Here is a 21,504-nt window from a genome sequence, read left to right as displayed (position 1 = left end):
GCTAAAACACCAACACTTTGCATTCCTGACATAAAAGCCAATGCTTTTTCTGTAACATTATCTCTATCTTCTCCAAAAGATCTATTTCCAATAATTGGATTTCTTGGATTTGTGTTAATGTCTACTACTGGTGCAAAATTAAAATGTACTCCTAAACGTTTACAATGCTCACCTAATTGTCTACCGGTTTTTTCTATTAATTTTGGATCTTTTATGGCACCAAGAGTCATATTCCAAGGAAAAGAAAACGTAGAATCTAAGCGCATAGATAAACCCCATTCTGCATCCATCCCAACAAGTAGTGGTAATTTAGACATAGCTTGTAAACTATTATTTAATTTGGCTTGTCTAACTGGTCCACCTTTAGAGTATATTATTCCTCCAATATTATAATCTCTAATTAATGCAACATTTTTTCTATGTGTTGCTGCATCTTGATTAGAAAAAATTTGAATCATATACAACTGGCCAATTTTTTCGTTAAGGTTTAATGTGTTATAAACACTATCCACCCATTTTTTTTGAGCTTCTGGGTTTGAAGCTAATAATGGATTTGGTGTATTTTGAGAAAAAGCAGTATATATAGTAACTACTGAAAACAGTAGCATTAGTAAATTTCGCATAAATAAAGGTTTGATTCTTTTTGTTAAGAACTAAATCTATGCCAAATTAGTATTTCTCGCCTTTTAAATAAAGCCTTTTATATATATTTTATGAAGAAAGTTGTTAACTTTAATAATGTAATCTTTTAGGAGTAATTTATAAATTAGAAAGAATACCTACTCAATTAAATCAATATGTCTATCATGATAACCTAAAAGGTATAAAACACCATCTAGCCCAATACTAGAAATAGCGCTTTGTGCGTTATCTTTTACTTTAGGCTTGGCATGAAATGCAATACCTAAGCCTGCAAGGTTAAGCATTGGTAAATCGTTAGCACCATCACCAACTGCAATGGTTTGACTAATGTTTATACCTTCTTGTTTAGCAATTTCTTTTAAATATTCTGCTTTTTTATTTCCGTCAACAATTTCTCCTAAATAATCACCTGTTAATAAGCCATCTTTTATTTCTAACTGATTAGCAAACACATAATCTATACCTAATTCTTTTTGTAAATAATGTCCGAAATAAGTAAATCCGCCAGATAAAATTGCGGTTTTAAATCCGTAAGATTTTAAGGTGTCTATTAAGCGTTTTGCGCCTTTTGTAATAGGTAAATTAATGGCAACATCTTGTAAAACATCTTCACTAAGACCTTTTAAAAGCTTCATACGTTGTTTAAAACTTTTATTAAAGTCAATTTCGCCTTGCATAGCAGATTCTGTAATTGCCTTTACTTCTGCTCCAACGCCAGCTAATTCTGCTAATTCGTCTATAACTTCGGTTTGTATTAAAGTAGAATCCATATCAAAACACACTAAACGTCTATTTCTACGATATATATTATCTTCTTGAAAAGCAATATCTACATTTAGTTCTTTAGAAATTTGCATAAACTTAGCAGTGATTTCCGATTTGTCTTTTATTTCACCACGAATTGATAATTGTATAGAAGCTCTAGGATAATCGTCTTTTTTTACTAAAGAAATTCGCCCTGTTAAACGCTTTATTGCATCTATATTTAAGTTTTTATCAGAAATAACTTTTGTGACTTCTGATATTGATTTAGCTGCTAATTTTTCGCCTAGAATTGTTACAATATATCTGTCTTTACCTTGAAGATTCACCCATTTTTCGTAATCTTCTATTGAAATAGGATTAAAATTAGCAGAAACACCTAGCTTATAAGATTTAAATAATAGTTCCTTTAAAACTGCAGCAGATTTATCTCCAGATTCAATTTGAAATAAAACACCTAAGGATAACGTATTGTGAATATTAGCTTGACCAATATCTAGTACTTTTGCATTATATTCTGCTAAAACATTAGTTAAAGAAGCTGTTAATCCCGGTTTGTCTTGTCCTGAAATATTTAGTAAAAAAATATCGCTTGCCATTTATACTAATGTTTTATAGCAATTAGAGGTGTTATTTAAAAGAATCTATTATGCCAAGATTCGCTAGCAGGAATTTCCCAAGCTTCGTTAAATTCGCCTATTGTAGTTACTAAATTATTAAATACAATTGTTTTACCAGTAACAGCTCTATCTTTAGCCATCTTTTTAAAGTCGATTAATGTTTTATAAGCGACAAATTCTCCTTGTTTATAAGATACATTCATCTTATCCATTAAATCTATGTTATATTCTTTTTCTAACTGTTGAATAAAATGAACTGAGGCATCTATAGAACAACCTGTAGCGATTTGATTGGCTTGATTTACACCAAGAATAATAAAACGTTTATAACGAATGTCAAATCCAGCTTCCAAACCAGTTCCGTGAGCGGCCCAATTTTCTACAAATATATTTAACTTAGACGTGATTTCTTCTAGTTCAGTCTCTGATAATGAACGATTTGCTTGGTATACCCAAACTTTAGATTCTTCTGGTAATGTATTGAAATCTACTAGCACGTGATTTTTATTTATCTAATTCAATATATGTTACAACCTTCTTTTTAGTATAACCGTTTTCGCTTAAATCATAGAAATATTCTAAAGTATAATATACAGTTATTGTCTTGTCTATATTATCTGCTAATAAAAATTCAGAACCATTAATTTGATTCTTCACAATAAAAATATGCTCTTTATTAAATGAATCTTTTACAATAAAGTAAGAAACAGCATCATTTTTTACAGCTATTAATTCGCCTTTAATAATTAAATCTGATTCTTTTTTTAATGTCGGCTGCGGTGGTGTATTTTCATTATCCTCTTCTAAAAACTCTTCTTCTACTACATCTATTAACTCTTCTTCAGAAAATAGATTCATAAAATCATCAAGACAAACATCAACTAATAAAACTCCTACTTCTTCACCAATTTGACCATAATCAACTGAAGCGTTATTCATTTTTTTATTTAATTTCTTTCTAACATTATAGCTTTCTATTAAACAAAGCCCTAAAACTGCTTTTTTTCTATCTGACGTTGTTTTTTTAGTGAATTTCTTAGATTTTTTCTGAATACATTCGCAAACATCTTCTGTTATAAGTTGTAAAACTTCATCTCTAGACTTATTTTGACTAAATAAAAAAGATGATGATAGTAATAAGGTTAATACTAATAAGTTTCTCATATCAATTTATAAATTTTTAGCTTCAGCAATTAGTTCTGCAATATCTTTTACAACAATGCTGTTTTCTTTTTCTTTAAACTTAATACCATCACTCATCATGGTATTACAATATGGACAACCAGTAGCAATAATATCTGGTTTTGTTTCTAACGCATCTTGAGTTCTTAACACGTTAATATCCATTTGTCCTGCTTCAGGTTCTTTGAACATTTGTGCACCACCAGCACCACAACATAAAGCTGTGTTTTTAGAACGTTTCATTTCAACTAAAGTCGCTTTAGTTTTTGCTAAAACGTCTCTTGGTGCATTATATTCGTTATTTGCTCTTCCTAAATAACAAGGATCATGAAATGTAATTCGTTTTCCTTTAAACGTATCTTCTTTTACTTCTAACCTTCCAGAATCTAATAATTCTTTTATGTATTGTGTATGATGAATTACATCGTAAGTTCCTCCTAATCCAGGATATTCATTTTTTAAACAATTAAACGAATGCGGATCGCAAGTCACAATTTTTTTTACTTCGTAACCGTTAAGAAGTTCTATATTCATTACAGCTTGCATTTGAAACAAAAATTCATTTCCTGCACGTTTTGCTATATCTCCTGTACAACTTTCTTCGGTTCCTAAAACGGCAAAATTCACATTAGCTTTGTTTAATAGTTTAACAAAGGCTTTTGTTATTTTTTTTGCTCTATCGTCGTAACTTCCAGCAGAACCAACCCAAAATAAAATTTCCGGTTGCTTTCCTTCTGCCATTAATTCTGCCATAGTTGGCACGTTTAGTTGCTCGCTCATAGTGTTTAAAGTTTTTTTAACTTAAATCATATAAATTAAGTCCAACTTATTATTTTTATTACTTAAATATCTAAAATATTAATTAAGCTTCGTCTTTCCAGTTTAAACGATCTTGTTGGTTGTAAGGCCAAGGCGCTCCATTATTTTCTATATTAGACATCATGTTGTTTAATTCTGTTGGCGCTGCACTTTCTTCCATTACTAAATAACTACGCATTTCCATAATTATACTTAAAGGATCTATACTTACTGGACAAGCTTCTACACAAGCATTACAACTGGTACAAGCCCAAAGTTCTTCTGGAGTAATGTAATCGTTTAATAATTGTTTTCCGTCTGGCACAAAAACACCTTTATTGGCATCTATATTTTTACCAACTTCTGTTAAACGATCTCTAGTATCCATCATAATTTTACGAGGAGACAATTTTTTACCCGTAAGATTTGCAGGACATTCACTAGTACAACGTCCACATTCTGTACATGTATATGCATTTAATAAGTTTACCCAAGGTAAATCTTGTACATCGCTTGCTCCAAATTTTTCAGGTTCTTCTTCACCTTCTGTTTCTGGTGCAGCAGCAAATGGATCTGCATCTGGATCCATCATTAACATAACTTCTTTTGTAACTGTTGGATTATTTGGAAACTGTCCTTTTGGTGTTAATTTCCCGTAATATACATTTGGAAATGCTAATAGAATATGTAAATGCTTTGAATAATATAAGTAATTTAAGAACGTTAAAATACCTAAAATATGAATCCACCAAGCGCTACGTTCTATAACATGTAAAGTTCCTTCTGATAATCCTGAGAATAAAGGCGCTATAAACTGACTAATTATATTTCCTGAATTTAAGCCCTGAAAAGTTGTCCCTGTAGCTTCAATAATATGTGTAGAATCTGTTCCATTCATTATTAAGAATAGTGACATTAAAACAACTTCAAAGTATAAAATAATATTTCCATCGCTTTTTGGCCAACCTTTCATTTCTGAACTTAAAAAACGTTTTATTTTAATTACGTTACGTCTTATCCAAAAAACGATAACTGCAACTATAACTAATACAGCCAAAACCTCGAATGTCCCAATTAAAAAACCATAAACAGAAACAGGTAAAACAGATAATCCTATTCTATGAGTTCCAAAAAGTCCGTCTATTATAATTTCTAAGACCTCAATATTTATTATTATAAAACCAATATAAACTACAACATGTAAAAATCCAGAAACAGGACGTTTTACCATTTTACTTTGCCCTAAAGCAATATTTATCATATTCTTTAGACGTTGTGGCTTGTTGTCCGATATGTCTTTATCTTTACCTAGTTTAATATTACGAACTAAAGATTTTACATTTTTAGCAAAATAACCAAATCCTATGATTAGAGCTATTGCAAATAGTAAGTTAGAAATTATTCCCATAGTTGGTTTAGTTTATTTTTTGTCTTTGATTTCGTTTCCTTCTGCATCGTAAACTTTAGCTTTTCTTCCAAAAACAGATATATTTACATAACGTTTAGGATTCAACTTTAAGTCCTGAAGTAATTGTTCCATTTGCTTAGATGCGCCTTCTAAATTATTATAAAGCTTATCGTCTTTTAAAAGTTTCCCCATAGAACCATCTCCATTTTCTAATCCAGCCATTAATCCGTTTACTTTAGTTAATGCGCTATCCAATTTAGCTATGGTTTCTTTAAGGTTTGCTTTTTCTAAATCTTTAGTTAGAGTAGCTAAACTTTCACTAGTGGTTTTGAAATTAGTTAAAATAGTAGTTAGAGATTCATCATTCTTTTTAACTAAACCATTTATGTTATATGATAAGTTCTTATAACCTTTAAGTGTAGCGTTTAATTCGGCTATAACGTTTTTAATTCCTTTTTCAGAATCGTCTTTAACTAACGAGTTTAATCCGATTAATAAAGAATCTGCAGATTTTAGTGTTACATCTAAACCAGAACTTAATCCAGAAAAATTACTAGATAATGATTGTATTAAGTCTTTTTCTACCTCAGATTCTAAAAAATCTCCAGGTTTGGCTTGTTCTCCAATCTCTGAAGGAATAATAGCCAAAGCATTTCCACCCATTAATCCTTGTTGATACAAACGTACTTTTGATTTATTTGAAAATACTAACTTATTATCTACCGTAAAGGATACTTTTGTTTTTCCAGACTCAAAATCGTAAGCAACATTTACAATTCTACCAATTGGATTACCCATAATAGTAACAGGTTCCGAAGGTTTTAATCCATTAAAATCGAATGATGTGTAATATTTATCAGAGACTTCTAATAAATTCTCACCTTTAAGATAATTATATCCAAAAATGAATAATATAATTCCAGAGATTACTAAAAGTGCTGTTTTTACTTCTAAAGAAAGTTTCAAATTGCTTTTATTTTGATTGCTAACAAAATTAGAAATAAAATAGAACTTTTCCTTGTAATTTATAAGATTTTAAAACTTAGTTTTATTTAATACGTTTTCCGTTTTTATAACTAACAATATATGCAGATTTGTAACCTTTGTTTATAGCTTCGGTTTTTAATCGTTCTATTTCTGAATAACTAGACGTTTCACCTGAGAAATATCTATAAATAGCTCCTGTTTTCTCCTTGGAAATAGTTTTTAATCCTTTAAAGTTATACGATTTAGCAGCTAAATCATTTTTACTTGCTGCTATTTGAACTTTATAAACCATATTACTATCTGGGTTTAATTCCATAGAATCAGAAGATGAATTGTTATTAATTTCTGGTTCAGAATTATTTACATACAAACTAGACTTATACTTTAAAACAGCAGAACTAATAGATTCTGCTAATTTGTTTTGACCATTTACACTACTCAAATACTTTATATCGCTTGGGTTGGTTACAAAACCTGTTTCTACTAAAATACTTGGCATAACAGTTTGATGTAATACAATAAAACCTGCCTGTTTTACTCCTCTACTCTTTCTTTTTAAATTATCTTTAAACTGTCCTTCAACCAAAGAAGCTAATAAAATACTTTGATCAAGGTATTCTTCTTGAGCTAAAGTTAAGCCAATTAAAGATTCTGGTCTATTAGGATCATAACCTTTATATGTTTCTTGATGATTATCTTCCAAATAAATTACTGAATTTTCCGCTTTAGCTACATTTAAGTTAGTTTGATTCCTGTGAACACCTAAAACAAACGTTTCACTTCCGTGAGCTTGAATAGATGCTGCGGCATTGCAATGTACAGACACAAAAAGATCAGCATTTGCTTCGTTTGCAATTTTACCTCTTTTAAATAAATCTACAAAAACATCTGTTTTTCGTGTATAAATAACTTTAATGTCTTTATTTTTTTCAAGTAATCTACCTACTTTTAAAACAACCGAAAGTGCTATATCCTTTTCATGAAATCCTTTTTTATTAGGCTTACCTTTATCATGTCCGCCATGTCCGGCATCTAAAACAACAACAAACTTATCGTTTTGAGCATAAGTATTAAACGGATTTAAAAACGTTAATAAAACTATAAATAATAATAAAGGATATATTGGTGTCGTTTTCATAAGTATTAAAGACTAAATAACAAGATTAACTTAAATATTAATTTTTTATGAATACTAAAATTAATCACAAAAAATATATGTAGTTTTGACTTTTCAATAATCAAGCCATACTTTTACAAAAATACATTTAAAAGCATTGCATACAAACAGAATCCACATACTTTTAGCTTTAAGTTTTACATGGTTTATTAACATATGTAGCTATGCTCAAGAAATCCCAAAATCTAATAGGGCTATTTCTGCAGAACCTAAAACTGAAATTGAAACAGTAAATTTAGATTCTTTAAAAAACATAACACCAGTTTTAAAAGAACAAGACTCTACATTAAATGATTCCATAAAACCTAAAAAAGAATTATTGGCTAGTTCTGTAAAATATACTGCAAAAGATTATACTTCATTAAATAGAAAAGAGCAAAAACTATATTTATATAATGAAGCTGAAGTCTACTACGATAATATGCAAATTAAATCTGGTATTATTGTCATTGATTTTAATAAAAATGAAGTTTATGCAGGTAGATTAAAAGATTCCACAGGTGCTTACACACAAAGACCATATTTTAAGCAAGGTGAAAATATTGTAGAGCCAGACTCTATTAGATTTAATATAGACACAAAAAAAGCATTAATTTGGAATTCTGTTACCGAACAACAAGGTATGAATATTAAAGCCGAATTAACTAAGCGTGTTAATGATTCTGTCTATTATATGTCTGATGCTAAATTAACAACTTCAGAGAACTTAGACGATCCAGAATATTATTTTAAAATTAGAAAAGGAAAGTTTGTACAAGGCAAAAAAGTAGTTACTGGTTTAACAAATTTATTTATTTACGATGTTCCTACTCCAATAGGTTTACCATTTGCTTTTTTTCCAATGACAACAAAAAGAACTTCTGGTGTTATATTTCCTAGTTTTGGAGAAGACGGGAATCGTGGTTATTTTTTACAAAATGGTGGTTATTATTTTGCTATTAGTGATTATTTTGACTTAGCAGTTTTAGGTGACTATTACACTAATAGTAGTTATGGTTTACGTGTAGAAACTAAATATAATGTTCGGTATAAGTTTAATGGCAGCTTTGGGTTTAGATATGAAAACCTAATCAATAGTGAACGTGGTTTTCCTGATTATTCTAAAACAAAAATTTACAATTTACGTTGGGCTCATAGCCAAGCTCAACAAGCTAATCCTAATTCACGATTTTCAGCATCAGTTAACTTAGGTAGTAGTACCTATTATCAAGAATCTATTAATCAAATTAATTTACCCAATACTCAAAACAACTCATTATCCTCTTCTGTGTCTTATTCTAAAACATTTCAAGGAGAACCGCAAGTCAATCTAAGTCTTACAGCAACACATAGTCAAAATACTCAAACACAAGCTATAAATATGACCTTACCAACTTTTCAAGGAAGTATTGGTCGAATTTTCCCTTTAGCTCCAAAGGAAGGCTCTAAAAAAGGTGCTATTCAAAATATTAATGTACAATATAACGTAAGAGCAGAAAATAGAATTACAACAACAGATTCTCTATTTTTTAAATCTGAAATGTTTGATGATGCACAAATTGGAGCAAAACATAGCATTCCTTTATCTACTAACTTTAAGGTCTTTAAACATTTTAGTGTTAGTGCTAATGCAAATTTTGATGAAACCTGGACAGCAAATACAATTTCTAGATCTTATAATGAAGATACAGAAGAAACCGTTACAGAAGACATAAATGGGTTTGATGCTTTTAGAACATACAACTTTAGTACAAGTATTGGTACCACTATTTATGGAATGTTTAATTTTGATAAAAAAGAAGAAGGTAAACGTATACAAGCCATTAGGCATGTTATGAGACCAAGTATTAGCTACAACATCAATCCAGCTTTCGACAATTATTATGATGAATTTGAAGTTATTACAGCGGATGGAGTAACAAAAAGTGAATACACTCGATTTGAAGGTGGGATTTTTGGAACTCCAAATAAAACCTTTTCAAGTTCTGTTGGATTATCTTTATCTAATAATTTCGAAGCCAAAGTTCGTGATCGAGACACTACTGCTTTAGAACCTAAAAAACTTATATTATTAAACAACCTAAATTTTTCTACTTCATATAATGTTGCAGGAGACTCTTTAAAATGGAGTCCAGTTAGAATGACTGGAGGAACTGCTTTGTTTGATAAAAAAATGAATATAAACTTTGGAGCAACTCTTGACCCTTATGCTTTAGATAATAACAATACCAGAATAAATACTTTTAATATAAACAACAATGGTAGTTTATTTAGACTAACAAGTGCTAATATGACATTAAGTTATAGTCTTTCAAGTAAAGGGAACGACAAAAAAGATAACACCTCTGATGCATCTAGAAACGAAAGACTTTTTGGTGGTGGACGAGATGATGATTTATTTGGTGTGTCAGAAGATTTTGCAGATCAAGGCTTTAGTGATAAGGAGGAAGATAAAGAAGAGGTTGAAAGTGAATTCTATAACTATAAAATTCCTTGGAGTTTACGTTTTGCTTATGCCGTAAATTACTCGAATTCTGCTAGACAAAACGAAATTTCGTCTCATTCATTAATGTTTTCTGGAGATATAGATATTGCTCCAAAATGGAGTATTGGAGGATCTTCTAGTTACGATTTTAAAAATCAAGGTTTTGGTTTAACACAACTTCGCTTTAGTAGAGATTTATTAAGTTGGAAAATGAATTTTTCTTGGGTACCTTTTGGTACTTACAACCGTTGGAACTTCTTTGTAGGTATTACGTCTAGTGTTTTAAAAGACTTAAAATATGAAGCTAGAAGAAAACAAGACAAGTTTTTATAATTATAAAAAAAGCGAATGAAAACAATCATAAAAACAGATAATGCACCAGCTCCTATTGGCCCTTATAACCAAGCCATATTAAAAGGTGATACTTTATACACTTCTGGTCAAATAGCAATAAATCCAAAAACTAACAAGCTTGTTTTAGATACTATTGAAGCAGAAACAACTCAAGTTATGGAAAATGTAAAAGCTGTTTTAGAAGCTGCTAACATGACTTTTAAAGACGTTTTTAAAACAACTATTTTTATTAGTGATATGCATAATTTTTCTAAAATTAATGCTGTTTATGCTAATTACTTTGATGAAAATACTGCTCCAGCTAGAGAAACTGTTGAAGTCGCTAATCTTCCTAAGTTTGTTAACGTAGAAATCAGTGTAATTGCATCCAAATAAAACTACTTATTTACTTTGTGAAAACTAACTAAGCCATCAATTGGTCTCCTAATAAAATTATCTGTTTTAAAACCTAATTCTTTAGCAACTTCCCTTATTTCTTCTTGACAGAAAAAAGCTACAGAACCAGCAAAATGTACTGGTACTGTTTTTAATTCATCTGTGTATTGTAGTATCATGTTTTTGGCAAAAGAACGTATTCCAGTTTTTATTAATTCTTTAATATACTTAGACTCTTTATTTAAAATCATAAATTCAGCAAACTGAGCTAAATACGCATTTGGATTAGGTTTTTTATATAAATTATATTTAATATAATCTGCGTCCAAATTATAATTCTCTTCAAAAGAATCTCTAACTGGCTTAGGCATATGATTAAAATAATACTCACGTAATAACTGTTTTCCAAAATAGTTACCCGAGCCATCATCCATAATAGAATAACCTAAAGAACTTACACGTTGATGAAGAACTTTACCGTCAAAATAGCTACAATTAGATCCAGTTCCTAAAATACAAACAATAGCTGCTTCTTTTGGTGTATTTATAGTTGCATAAACTGCAGCCATAGTATCTTCTTTGATAATTACTTTTGCTTTAGAAAAGAACTGTTTAAATACTGTTTTTAGTGTTAATCTTGGCGTTTCTGTACCGCAACCTGCACCATAAAAATAAAGATGAGTTACTTTCTTACGATTAGCTTTGAGCTTTTTCTCATTTTTAATTATTTTCTTTATTTTCTTTTCGGATAAAATCGCTGGGTTTAATCCTTTGGTTTTTATTTTGTCAAATAGTTTATTACCATCATTATCTATTGCAATCCAATCAGATTTAGTAGAACCACTATCAACAATTAAAATCATAGCATATAGGTTTAAATGAAACTTTTTTTAACTAGAAAAGTATTTATATACATTACAAAGTGTTGATTTTTTCAACTAAATCCACCAATTTATTAGAATATCCAAATTCATTATCATACCAAGAGACTAACTTAAAAAACTTTGAATTTAGCTCTATAGCAGCATCTGCATCAAAAACGCTTGTTTGTGTTTCACTAACAAAATCTTGGGACACCACAGCTTCTTCTGTATATCCTAAAACACCTTTCATGGAAGTTTCTGAAATTTTCTTTATAACAGATTTAATCTCTGTTAAAGACGTTTCTTTTTTAGTTTTAACAGTTAAATCTACTACAGATACATTTGCAGTTGGAACTCTAAAAGCCATTCCAGTAATTTTTCCTTCTAATTTTGGAATTACCTTCCCTACAGCCTTAGCAGCTCCAGTAGTTGTAGGAATAATATTATTTATTGCTGAACGACCTAAACGGTAATTTTTACGAGAAGGAGAATCTACCGTATATTGTGTAGACGTTGCAGCATGAATAGTTGTCATTAATGCTTCTTCTATTCCAAAATTATCTTCAATGACTTTTGCTAAAGGTGCTAAACAGTTTGTAGTACATGATGCATTAGAAACAATAGTTTGAGATGAGGTTAATTCATTATCATTTACGCCCATAACAAACATTGGCACATCTGAACTTGGCGCAGATATCACCACTTTTTTTGCTCCACCTAAAATATGGTAATTAGCTGTTTCTAAGGTTTTAAAAACACCTGTACATTCTGCAATTACATCTGCTCCTACTTGATCCCATTTTAAGTTTTTGGGATCTCTTTCTGCTGTTACTCTTATGGTTTTTCCATTAACAATTAAATTTCCATCTTTAACTTCTACTGTACCATCAAACCTTCCATGTACGGAATCAAATTTTAATAAATAAGCTAAATGGTTAACATCTAACAAATCGTTAATTGCTACTACTTCTACATTATTACGTTTTATAGTAGCTCTAAATACAATTCTACCTATTCTACCAAATCCGTTTATTCCTAATTTTAATTTTGACATTTTATTTTTTATTTTTTTCTTCGTTTATGCTAAACAGACATTATATCTGACACACGAATTAATTCATTATTTATTTTTGATTTTCCTTTAATAGTTTCGTTTAAAGGGGTAATCTCTATTTTATCATTCAACAAACCTACCATATAATTAGATTTACCTTCTAAAATACTCTCTACTGCTTTTACGCCCATTCTACTTGCTAGAACACGGTCAAAACAAGAAGGGTTTCCACCACGTTGCATATGTCCAAGAACAGAAACCCTAGTTTCATATTCTATTAAATTTTCATCTACATAGTCTTTTAATTCAAATACATTTTTCCCAATTTTATCACCTTCAGAAACTACAACAATACTTGAGGTTTTACCTGATTTTTTACTTCGCTTTAAAGATTCTAATAATCGTTCTAACCCTAAATCTTCTTCGGGAATTAAAATTTCTTCTGCTCCTGCTCCAATTCCAACATTTAATGCAATATGTCCAACATCTCTTCCCATTACTTCAATAAAAAATAATCGATTATGTGAGCTTGCAGTATCTCTAATTTTATCTATAACATCTACCGCAGTATTTAATGCTGTATCATATCCTAATGTGTGTGATGTTCCAAAAATATCATTATCTATTGTTCCTGGAATCCCCATAATTGGGAAATTAAATTCTTTATTAAATATTAAAGCACCTGTAAAAGAACCATCGCCTCCAATAACAACAAAAGCATCTATACCTTCTTTTATTAAGTTAGAATGTGCTTTTTTACGACCTTCTACAGTTCTGAATTCTTTAGATCTAGCAGATTTTAAAAACGTTCCGCCTTTATTAATTATTCCTTTTACACTTCTTGCATTTAGCGATTTAAAATCACCTTCTATCATTCCATCATAACCTCTATAAACACCAACACATTCAATATTATAATAAGCACAACTCCTTACAACAGATCTAATTGCTGCATTCATTCCTGGAGCATCTCCTCCAGAAGTTAAAACTGCTATTTTTTTTATATTAGATGACATAAATTATAGTTATTTAGTAAATGTAATAAAGAAAATGACAAATTAAATCTCTTAAATTTAATTATTATAAACACCAAATTTTATTTTTTAGGTTTTATAATTATGCCTTCTGGTAAAGGATTATCTTTTTCAGTTTCTTTTAATTCTTCTTCCTGTTTTTTACGTTCTTCTTCCTCACGCTTCTTCTTTGATACAAATATTTTACGAAGCAATTCACCAAAAGTATCAAAATCTACATTATAAGAAACGCCTACTCCTTGCGTGTAACCAATTTCTTCTCCAAAATTACGGATACTATTTTCTCTATTGAAAACTTTTGCAGTTAATGTACCTTCTTCGTTTAAAATAAAATCCACCTGAACGTCTCCAGCAATAACAGATTCACTTGCTCCTCCAATTGGAACACCAACTTTACCGTTAATTAAAATTCTATCTGTTAATTTGGTTTGAAGCGTTACACCAACTCTATTGTCAGTTTGATAATCTGGTCTATTTTGCCCTGCTTCATAATTTAAGCCTAATTGTAATTTATTATCTTGATCTGAAAAAATCCCGTTTATTAATCCATTTAAACGCTCGGTTAAAGTTCCCGAAATGTTAACATTAGCAAAACCACTATTAAAAGATCCAGATGCTAATAAAAATAATGCTTGATTTTCTCGTTCTTCTTTAGAATCTAACCTATAATTTAATTCAGATTTTACTGTAGATTCTACTGTTGGAAAATTAAATTGATAATTTATTTCTGGTTTTTCTAAACGATCTGTTAATTCCAATTCTAGTTCTACAGGAATACTTCTGTTAATAGGATTATCTAACAATGGTGATGGATTTGCTCTAGTTTTGTATATGGCTTTAATATTAATTAAGGCATCAAACGGTTCACCATTCCATGCCAAAGTACTTACATAAGGCTCTACAATAAATTTTTTCTCAACTAAACCAGCATATAAAAAGTTATAATCGCCTTTGTATATAACAAAATCACCATACATATTAAACTTTCCATTAGTATTAATATCAAATAACAAAGAGCCTGCTCCTCTACCTGTAATAGTACTTCCAGAAGATTTATCTATAACAATACTAATTTTTGCATCTTCAGTTATATCTAAATCAAAATCCATTTCTAAGCCTTTAGTTTTAACTATAACTAGTTCAATTCCTTTTTGTTTTGCTTCTTTTTCTTCTTTAGATAAAAAGTGAATAAATGAGTTATCTCCAAAACTTTCGTTATCATTTAAAGGGATATTAAATATAGTTCCTGGTTCTGTTTTTGCTTCAGCTTTAATAGTTAATCCTTCTGTTGGTCCAAAAATCTGAGCATTACCAGAAATATATCCTGTTCCAAAATAAATAGCTTCTTCTGAATATTTTGTATCTAGAATTAGTAATCTATCAGTTGAAACATCTAAACCTAAACTCCATTTATTAAAATTAATATGGCTAATGGTTCCTTTTAGTAAGCCTTTAGTATTATACTTTGAATCTGTTATATCAATATTTTTAAAGTCAAAGGTTTGATCATATAGTTCTACCAACGCATTTTCTTGGAATTTAAAATCTACATTTAATTCTGGAATACCTAAACCACCTTTATTTATTTTTAATTGCCCATTAAAACTTGGTTTATTTGCTTTACCTGTTATATTTACACTTCCGTTAGCAAAACCTCTAATATCTCTTAAAACACCATCTAAGAAAGGATTTAAAGGTTCTAAACTAAAATTCTTAAAATCTGATTTAAGATTCATATTAGAATTAGCATCAGAAATATCTACTGTACCGTTTGTAACAAAAGTATTTCTTTTATCTTCTTTTATTTTAGCAAATACTTTATAATTAGACAAACTATTATTTCCTTCTATCTTAGTTTCAAAATCCCCTAATAATTGGTTGTTAATTTTTAATTGATTAATGTTTAAATCTGCATTTGGCTTGTAAACACTCTTGTTTTGAAACCATTCTAGTTTCCCATCTATAGTACCAGCAAATGTAACACTATCTATTTCAGGAAGAAGTTTGCCAAGCTCTACGTTTTTAAAATTTAATTTTAAATCTTTATAATAATCTTCTTTTACTAGTCCTTGAAGCTTAATTTCTTCGTTTTTATGAGATATAAGAAATTCTTTTAAATCGAAATTTTTAAAATCACGATCAAAAGTAACACTGTTTAATCGGTTAGAAGCTTTATTAATAGACCATTTAGTGTCATTATAGGTAATATCACTATTCTTAAACCCTAAAACTGATTTGCTATTTTCATCTAAGGTGTAATAAAGGCTTAAATCGAATTTATCTTTATTTGATTTTCCTCCAGTAAAATCTGAACGTATATATAAAGTATCACTAACTGTAACGTTAATTAAGTTAAACTTAGATATATTATAATATTTAGTATTTAAACTATCTATTTCTATATAGGTATTAAAAAGTGGATTAGAATTATCTACTTGAACTTCAATTTGACTAGCAAAATAATCTAAAAGTTTTATTCTAGGCGATTTAAAAGTTAGCTTAAATGCTTTGGCATTATTCTCTACCTTTCCTTTTACAAAGGTTTTCTTTCCTAATTTAACTTCTGGAAAAAAGACTTCTACTACCTTATTGTATATTTTAAAGTTGAAATCTAAATATTGTTCGGTTTTTAATTTTATAGGTTTATAATTAGTATAAATACTCATTATAGAATTCTCAAACAGAGCTGGTAAATCTTTAAACTTAAATTGCCCTCTTAATTCGCCTTCCATAATATCTGGAGAATTTATAGAAATCAATCTTTGGTTCTCAATAAACTGAGATTTTATTTTAAAGTCTTTAAATTGGTAATTATCATTTTCATTTAAATACGTTGTATCATAAAAAGAAACATCACCAATTACATCGTCTACATTAGAACCTGTCATTTCTATATCAACTACACCTTTAAAAACTGAAGTATTATCTCTGTTATAAAAATTAAGCGCTTTTAGGTTAGCATAATCTACGTTTGCAACAAAATTAAAATAGCTTTTGTGCTTAGAGAAATCTGCAATTCCTTTAAAATTAAGTTTTAAGTTTTTATCACTACTAATTAGTTCTCCATTAAATTTATTCTGAGCATATTTTCCATTTACAGTTAAATTTTCATAACTATATTTATTATAAACAATGCTTTTAATTTGTCCGTCTAAATTAGAAATTAGGTTTTCTTTTTTAAAACCTTTTCCATCTATATCTAGATTTAGATTAGTTGTTTCTAGTAATTCTTCGGATAATAAAACACCTAAATTAAATTCTTTTAATATAAGATTTCCTTTATAAGTTGCATCTTCTATAGAGTTTACATTATTTATAACCAAATCAGATTTAACAAAACCAATATCGGTATTCATTATTAAATCTGTTATAATGTTTTGCCTTGTAATAGTAGAAGTTCCTGAAACAGTAAAACTACCCAATTTAGAAAATATCTCTGGAATAGATTCGCCTAAAACATTTGGCAGCATGTTATGAAGTTTATTATAATTAGAAGATAATTGTTTAAAATCTCCAATCATTTTAAAATCGTTTTCTGCCTTACTAAATAAGTTTTCGAAAACAATATCTCCTTTAATAATAGTGTTTTTATTAGTCTTTAAATCTATTTTAGAAACATTTAAATTATTTAAAGTTCCTGTAAAATTAGCATTAAAATTAGCGGTTTGATTTTTACCAAACTCATTATAAAAAACATTAAGCTCGTTTAAATCTACTTTAGAATTTGTAAAATTAGCTTCAACATTTACCTTATCTACAAAGTATTTTAAATCTTCACGCTTATAGCTAAATTTTAAATCGCCTTTTAATTGAGAATTTGGTGTTTTAATGTTTAAATCTTTAAATACCATATCCTTTATAGTATATTTAAAATTAGACATTAAATTATCTACTCTTAGACCTCTAGAATCGTTAAAAGAAAGTGTATTAATTCTTGTTTCAACATCACTTCCATTAATTAAAAAATTAGTACCATTAAGCTCAAGATTGGTGAAATCTAAAACTCTAGGCGTTTCAAGATTATCATCTGTATAAATAAATCTAGAATCTGTAAAAGTTACATCACTACTAGACAAAAGAAACTTATTTGACGAAGGTTTAGGATTGTCTTCATCAAACTTAGCAACAAAAATGTCAAGATTTGTATCTTTTTCTCCTTTATAAGTTCTAATATGAAACAGAAGTGTTTCAATATCAATATCACCAAAGTTTAATTTACCTTCGTATAAATTTTTAATGTTTAAGATTGAAGTATTTAATTCTTCTGCTATAATTAAATCATTTTGCTTATAATCTTTAATTATAATACCTTTTAGCTCTACATCACCATTAAATTGTAATCCAACTTTATCTACAAAAATATTAGTTTTAAAATCTTTGTTTAGTTGATTAGTAACATACTGTCCAAGACGTGTTTGTACAGCTGGAATAGAAAAGAAAAGCACCAAAATAATAAAGAGCAGCACAATAATTGCCGCTATTTTCCCTATTGCTCTTAGAATTCTTTTAATCAACTAAATTTCTTTTAATAATTAAAGCTACAATTTAATTGTAAACCTTATAATGTTTTGCGTAATTTGTTTCAAAATTACAATTATTGTGCCTAAAAAAGCTTAATGAACTCAGAAAATATATATATTTTAGGAATAGAAAGTTCTTGCGATGATACTGCAGCAGCTATACTATGTAACGATACTATTTTAAGTAATGTTGTGGCCACACAAAAAATACACCGCGACTATGGTGGTGTTGTGCCAGAATTAGCCTCTAGAGCTCATCAACAAAATATAGTTCCTGTAGTAGATCAAGCACTTAAAAAAGCTGGGGTTACAAAAGACCAACTACATGCAGTAGCTTTTACACAAGGACCAGGATTAATGGGCGCATTATTGGTTGGAACTTCTTTTGCAAAATCTTTTGCTTATGGTTTAGATATTCCAATAATTTCGGTTAATCATATGCAAGCTCATATTTTGGCACATTTTATAAATGAAGAAAGCCAAACTAAACCCGAGTTTCCGTTTTTAGCAATGACAATTTCTGGTGGACATACACAAATTGTTCAAGTAGATAATTATTTTAAAATGACAGTTATTGGGGAAACTATAGATGATGCTGTTGGAGAAGCATTTGATAAAACTGGTAAGTTATTAGGTTTAGGTTATCCTGCTGGTCCAGAAATAGATAAGCGTGCTAAATTAGGAAATCCAAAAGCTTACACATTTACTAAACCAAAAGTAGATGGTTTAAATTTTAGTTTTTCAGGATTTAAAACAGCAGTTTTATACTTTATACAAAGAGAAGTGAAAAATAATCCGAATTTTATTACAGAAAATTTAAATGATATTTGTGCCTCTATACAATATACTATTATTGGCATATTAATTGATAAATTAAAAAAAGCTAGCAAACAAACTAACATTAAGCGTATAGCTATTGGTGGCGGAGTTTCCGCTAATTCTGGTATTCGCGAAGCATTAAAATCAGGTGAACAAAAATTTGGCTGGACAACTTATGTTCCAAAATTTGAATATACCACAGATAATGCAGCAATGGTTGGCATTGTTGGCTATTTAAAATATTTAGAAAACGATTTTGCCGAACATAATGTTATGGTAAATTCACGTTTAAAACTTTAAAACATTATTATTTATGAAATTATTCTTATCTGCTTTATGTTTAGGATTCTCCTTAACAGCTTTTGCGCAAAATGTAACTAAAGAATTAAAAGACATTGAAACTGAAGAACAAGCTGAAGCTTATGTAGATGGTAAAAAGAAAAAGCATTACCAAATAATGCGTTTTAATGAAGAAAATCACCAAAGCAAATTAGCCCAGGATTTATTATCTGGTGGACAAGGAACAACTACATCAACTAGGACTCAGTTTGAAAAAACTTACTTTAAAGTTGTTGGTAAAACAAACGATCCACATTACAGATTAAGCTATATATATCTTGATGGTAAAAAGCACTCTATGAAAGAGATAGATCTAATTCGCAAAAAAGTTTTACTTAAGCACGATTCTCAATTAGAGACTTTTGCAAATTTGGCAAAAAAATATTCTGATGCTAAGAATGCATTTAAAGGCGGAGATACTAATTGGGTTAAAATAACAGATTTACCAACAACTTTAGCAGACTTAGATGAAATACTTGGACATAAAGTTGACGATATTTATATGGTATCTAACAAAGAAACTAACCAATTTTATATCGTAAAGAAAACACATGTTATTAGACGTATAAAGGAAGTTAAAGTATTAAAGGTTGTAGAACAATTGTAAGTTATGCAACTCTTCTACTCTACAGAAATTACAGATACTAATAATACGTTTATCTTTTCTAAAGAAGAAAGCAAGCATATTGTTAAGGTTTTACGTAAAAAAGAACAAGATGTATTATTTGTTACTAATGGAAAAGGTTCTATTTTTAAATGTGAAATAAACAGTGCTAACGATAAGAAGTGTTCTGTATCTATTCTTGAAACCACAACACAAAAAGCATCAAAATACAGCTTACATTTAGCTGTTGCTCCAACAAAAATGAACGATAGATACGAGTGGTTTTTGGAAAAAGCTACCGAAATTGGTATTACAGAAATAACACCAATAATTTGCGATCATAGCGAACGTAAAATTATTAAACCAGAAAGGTTTGAGAAGATTTTAGAATCTGCAATGAAACAATCTTTAAGTGCGTACAAACCAATTTTGAACGAATCAATCTCATTTAAAAACTTTGTAGCAGAAACTAAAAGTCAAACTAAATTTATAGCACATTGCGAAGAAACAGATAAAAAATCGCTTAAAAAAGAATTAAAACCTAATCAGGATTATTTAATTCTAATTGGACCAGAAGGCGATTTCAGTAAAAAAGAAATAGATTTAGCATTAAAACATAATTTTATTCCTGTAACTTTGGGAGAAACACGTTTACGAACAGAAACTGCGGCTATTGTAGCTTGCCATAGTGTTGCTTTTGTAAATGAGTAATAACTATTTTTATGAATCAATTATTTACAATATTAGCTCTACTTCTATTTTGTATAAGTAACGCACAAGATATTGCTGTTTTAAAATATAATGGTGGTGGAGATTGGTATAGTAACCCAACAGCTTTGCCTAATTTGGTGAAATTTTGTAATTCTGAAATTGATACAGCTATAAGCGAAAAAACAGCAGTTGTAGAAGTTGGCAGTACAGATTTGTTTCAGTTTCCTTTTGTCCATATGACAGGTCACGGAAATGTTGTTTTTAATTCAGGTGAAGCTTTAAACCTACGTAATTATCTTAATTCTGGAGGTTTTCTTCACATAGACGATAATTATGGTATGTTGCCTTATGTAACTAAAGCCTTAAAAGATGTTTATCCTAATCAGGAATTAGTAGAATTACCAGCAAATCATCCAATCTTTACTTCTGTATTTAATTTTACTAAAGGATTACCTAAAATTCACGAGCACGACGGAAAACGTCCGCAAGCTTTTGGCTTGTTTCATAAAGGTAGATTAGTTGTTTTACTTACCGTAGAATCCGATCTTGGCGATGGTTGGGAAGATCCAGAAGTCCATAACGATCCAGAAAACATTAGACTTAAAGCCTTACAAATGGGCGCAAATATTGTGAAGTATGTTTTTGGTAATTAAGTTATGACATATACAGAAGAAGAACTTGAAGAACAAGATACTACAATAAGGAATAAATTATACCTAGTTTTTATTCCAATTGCGTTGTTTCTTTTTATAATATCGTATATGGTTTTTGAATCAAACACTGGATTAAAA

The 21,504-nt window shown here is 29.3% G+C and carries 18 protein-coding genes; 6 read left to right on the top strand and 12 right to left on the bottom strand.

What is annotated here, in order from left to right:
• The 8 genes from ACFDSN_RS08105 to ACFDSN_RS08070 form a co-directional block, all read right to left on the bottom strand.
• Positions 1 to 623: glycoside hydrolase family 3 N-terminal domain-containing protein (locus ACFDSN_RS08105; RefSeq protein WP_375239346.1), on the bottom strand; the 623-nt coding region annotated here is incomplete at its 3' end.
• 156 nt (positions 624 to 779) lie between these two features.
• The gene (gene serB, locus ACFDSN_RS08100) at positions 780 to 2,003 is read right to left on the bottom strand and encodes a phosphoserine phosphatase SerB (RefSeq protein WP_375239345.1); all 1,224 of its coding nucleotides are present in this window, start codon (positions 2,001 to 2,003) and stop codon (positions 780 to 782) included.
• 35 nt (positions 2,004 to 2,038) lie between these two features.
• On the bottom strand, positions 2,039 to 2,521 hold the full coding sequence (locus ACFDSN_RS08095) for an ABC transporter ATPase (RefSeq protein ID WP_375239344.1): 483 nt from the start codon (positions 2,519 to 2,521) through the stop codon (positions 2,039 to 2,041).
• A 7-nt stretch (positions 2,522 to 2,528) separates the two neighbouring features.
• A complete protein-coding gene (locus ACFDSN_RS08090; protein ID WP_375239343.1) occupies positions 2,529 to 3,188 on the bottom strand; it encodes a hypothetical protein in 660 nt (219 codons plus the stop codon).
• A gap of 6 nt (positions 3,189 to 3,194) precedes the next feature.
• A complete protein-coding gene (locus tag ACFDSN_RS08085) occupies positions 3,195 to 3,986 on the bottom strand; it encodes a (Fe-S)-binding protein (RefSeq protein WP_375239342.1) in 792 nt (263 codons plus the stop codon).
• Between the two features lie 82 nt (positions 3,987 to 4,068).
• Positions 4,069 to 5,412 (bottom strand): 4Fe-4S dicluster domain-containing protein, encoded by a 1,344-nt coding sequence (locus tag ACFDSN_RS08080; RefSeq protein WP_375239341.1) that lies wholly within the window; start codon positions 5,410 to 5,412, stop codon positions 4,069 to 4,071.
• A gap of 12 nt (positions 5,413 to 5,424) precedes the next feature.
• Positions 5,425 to 6,378 (bottom strand): MlaD family protein, encoded by a 954-nt coding sequence (locus ACFDSN_RS08075; RefSeq protein WP_375239340.1) that lies wholly within the window; start codon positions 6,376 to 6,378, stop codon positions 5,425 to 5,427.
• An 82-nt stretch (positions 6,379 to 6,460) separates the two neighbouring features.
• A complete protein-coding gene (locus tag ACFDSN_RS08070; protein ID WP_375239339.1) occupies positions 6,461 to 7,537 on the bottom strand; it encodes an N-acetylmuramoyl-L-alanine amidase in 1,077 nt (358 codons plus the stop codon).
• A 136-nt stretch (positions 7,538 to 7,673) separates the two neighbouring features.
• Here ACFDSN_RS08070 and ACFDSN_RS08065 point away from each other — a divergent pair, with 136 nt between their 5' ends.
• Positions 7,674 to 10,373 carry a putative LPS assembly protein LptD gene (locus tag ACFDSN_RS08065; protein ID WP_375239338.1) on the top strand — a complete coding sequence of 900 codons (2,700 nt, stop codon included), beginning with the start codon at positions 7,674 to 7,676 and terminating at the stop codon, positions 10,371 to 10,373.
• Between the two features lie 15 nt (positions 10,374 to 10,388).
• Positions 10,389 to 10,769 (top strand): Rid family detoxifying hydrolase, encoded by a 381-nt coding sequence (locus tag ACFDSN_RS08060; protein WP_375239337.1) that lies wholly within the window; start codon positions 10,389 to 10,391, stop codon positions 10,767 to 10,769.
• A gap of 2 nt (positions 10,770 to 10,771) precedes the next feature.
• Here the strand turns inward: ACFDSN_RS08060 and ACFDSN_RS08055 are convergent, their stop codons facing one another.
• The 4 genes from ACFDSN_RS08055 to ACFDSN_RS08040 all read right to left on the bottom strand — a co-directional run bounded on the left by ACFDSN_RS08055 (position 10,772) and on the right by ACFDSN_RS08040 (position 18,234).
• Positions 10,772 to 11,632: an N-acetylglucosamine kinase gene (locus ACFDSN_RS08055; RefSeq protein ID WP_375239336.1), complete on the bottom strand. Its 861-nt coding sequence runs from the start codon at positions 11,630 to 11,632 to the stop codon at positions 10,772 to 10,774.
• A 52-nt stretch (positions 11,633 to 11,684) separates the two neighbouring features.
• Positions 11,685 to 12,686 carry a type I glyceraldehyde-3-phosphate dehydrogenase gene (gene gap / locus ACFDSN_RS08050; protein WP_375239335.1) on the bottom strand — a complete coding sequence of 334 codons (1,002 nt, stop codon included), beginning with the start codon at positions 12,684 to 12,686 and terminating at the stop codon, positions 11,685 to 11,687.
• A gap of 29 nt (positions 12,687 to 12,715) precedes the next feature.
• Positions 12,716 to 13,702: a 6-phosphofructokinase gene (gene pfkA, locus ACFDSN_RS08045; RefSeq protein ID WP_375239334.1), complete on the bottom strand. Its 987-nt coding sequence runs from the start codon at positions 13,700 to 13,702 to the stop codon at positions 12,716 to 12,718.
• Between the two features lie 80 nt (positions 13,703 to 13,782).
• Entirely contained in the window at positions 13,783 to 18,234 is a 4,452-nt protein-coding gene (locus tag ACFDSN_RS08040; RefSeq protein ID WP_375239333.1) for a translocation/assembly module TamB domain-containing protein, read from the bottom strand.
• A gap of 102 nt (positions 18,235 to 18,336) precedes the next feature.
• On the opposite strand from ACFDSN_RS08040, the gene tsaD reads away from it, so the two are divergent.
• Genes tsaD through ACFDSN_RS08020 form a run of 4 tightly spaced genes read left to right on the top strand, consistent with a single transcriptional unit; the run spans position 18,337 to position 21,366 of the window.
• Complete coding sequence (tsaD, locus tag ACFDSN_RS08035) at positions 18,337 to 19,359, top strand: tRNA (adenosine(37)-N6)-threonylcarbamoyltransferase complex transferase subunit TsaD (RefSeq protein WP_375239332.1); 1,023 nt, start codon at positions 18,337 to 18,339, stop codon at positions 19,357 to 19,359.
• Between the two features lie 13 nt (positions 19,360 to 19,372).
• Positions 19,373 to 20,005, top strand: coding sequence for a peptidylprolyl isomerase (locus tag ACFDSN_RS08030; protein ID WP_375239331.1), 633 nt, complete (start codon positions 19,373 to 19,375; stop codon positions 20,003 to 20,005).
• Between the two features lie 3 nt (positions 20,006 to 20,008).
• The gene (locus tag ACFDSN_RS08025; RefSeq protein ID WP_375239330.1) at positions 20,009 to 20,713 is read left to right on the top strand and encodes a 16S rRNA (uracil(1498)-N(3))-methyltransferase; all 705 of its coding nucleotides are present in this window, start codon (positions 20,009 to 20,011) and stop codon (positions 20,711 to 20,713) included.
• A gap of 11 nt (positions 20,714 to 20,724) precedes the next feature.
• Positions 20,725 to 21,366 carry a DUF4159 domain-containing protein gene (locus tag ACFDSN_RS08020; RefSeq protein WP_375239329.1) on the top strand — a complete coding sequence of 214 codons (642 nt, stop codon included), beginning with the start codon at positions 20,725 to 20,727 and terminating at the stop codon, positions 21,364 to 21,366.
• Positions 21,367 to 21,504: the final 138 nt, after the last annotated feature.

This window comes from Aurantibacter sp. (genome assembly GCF_042094015.1).
Lineage (GTDB): Bacteria > Bacteroidota > Bacteroidia > Flavobacteriales > Flavobacteriaceae > Aurantibacter.
Note: the sequence above shows the minus strand (reverse complement) of the source record. Positions and strands in the feature narration are given on the sequence as shown.

What these genes read in the sequence shown, in the direction of transcription:
- ACFDSN_RS08085 (WP_375239342.1), bottom strand. Translation starts at nt 3,986, where the DNA reads ATGAGCGAGCAACTAAACGTGCCAACTATGGCAGAATTAATGGCAGAA.
- ACFDSN_RS08030 (WP_375239331.1), top strand. Translation starts at nt 19,373, where the DNA reads ATGAAATTATTCTTATCTGCTTTATGTTTAGGATTCTCCTTAACAGCT.
- ACFDSN_RS08055 (WP_375239336.1), bottom strand. Translation starts at nt 11,632, where the DNA reads ATGATTTTAATTGTTGATAGTGGTTCTACTAAATCTGATTGGATTGCA.
- ACFDSN_RS08025 (WP_375239330.1), top strand. Translation starts at nt 20,009, where the DNA reads ATGCAACTCTTCTACTCTACAGAAATTACAGATACTAATAATACGTTT.
- ACFDSN_RS08070 (WP_375239339.1), bottom strand. Translation starts at nt 7,537, where the DNA reads ATGAAAACGACACCAATATATCCTTTATTATTATTTATAGTTTTATTA.
- tsaD (WP_375239332.1), top strand. Translation starts at nt 18,337, where the DNA reads ATGAACTCAGAAAATATATATATTTTAGGAATAGAAAGTTCTTGCGAT.
- serB (WP_375239345.1), bottom strand. Translation starts at nt 2,003, where the DNA reads ATGGCAAGCGATATTTTTTTACTAAATATTTCAGGACAAGACAAACCG.
- ACFDSN_RS08060 (WP_375239337.1), top strand. Translation starts at nt 10,389, where the DNA reads ATGAAAACAATCATAAAAACAGATAATGCACCAGCTCCTATTGGCCCT.
- pfkA (WP_375239334.1), bottom strand. Translation starts at nt 13,702, where the DNA reads ATGTCATCTAATATAAAAAAAATAGCAGTTTTAACTTCTGGAGGAGAT.
- ACFDSN_RS08080 (WP_375239341.1), bottom strand. Translation starts at nt 5,412, where the DNA reads ATGGGAATAATTTCTAACTTACTATTTGCAATAGCTCTAATCATAGGA.
- ACFDSN_RS08090 (WP_375239343.1), bottom strand. Translation starts at nt 3,188, where the DNA reads ATGAGAAACTTATTAGTATTAACCTTATTACTATCATCATCTTTTTTA.
- ACFDSN_RS08020 (WP_375239329.1), top strand. Translation starts at nt 20,725, where the DNA reads ATGAATCAATTATTTACAATATTAGCTCTACTTCTATTTTGTATAAGT.
- gap (WP_375239335.1), bottom strand. Translation starts at nt 12,686, where the DNA reads ATGTCAAAATTAAAATTAGGAATAAACGGATTTGGTAGAATAGGTAGA.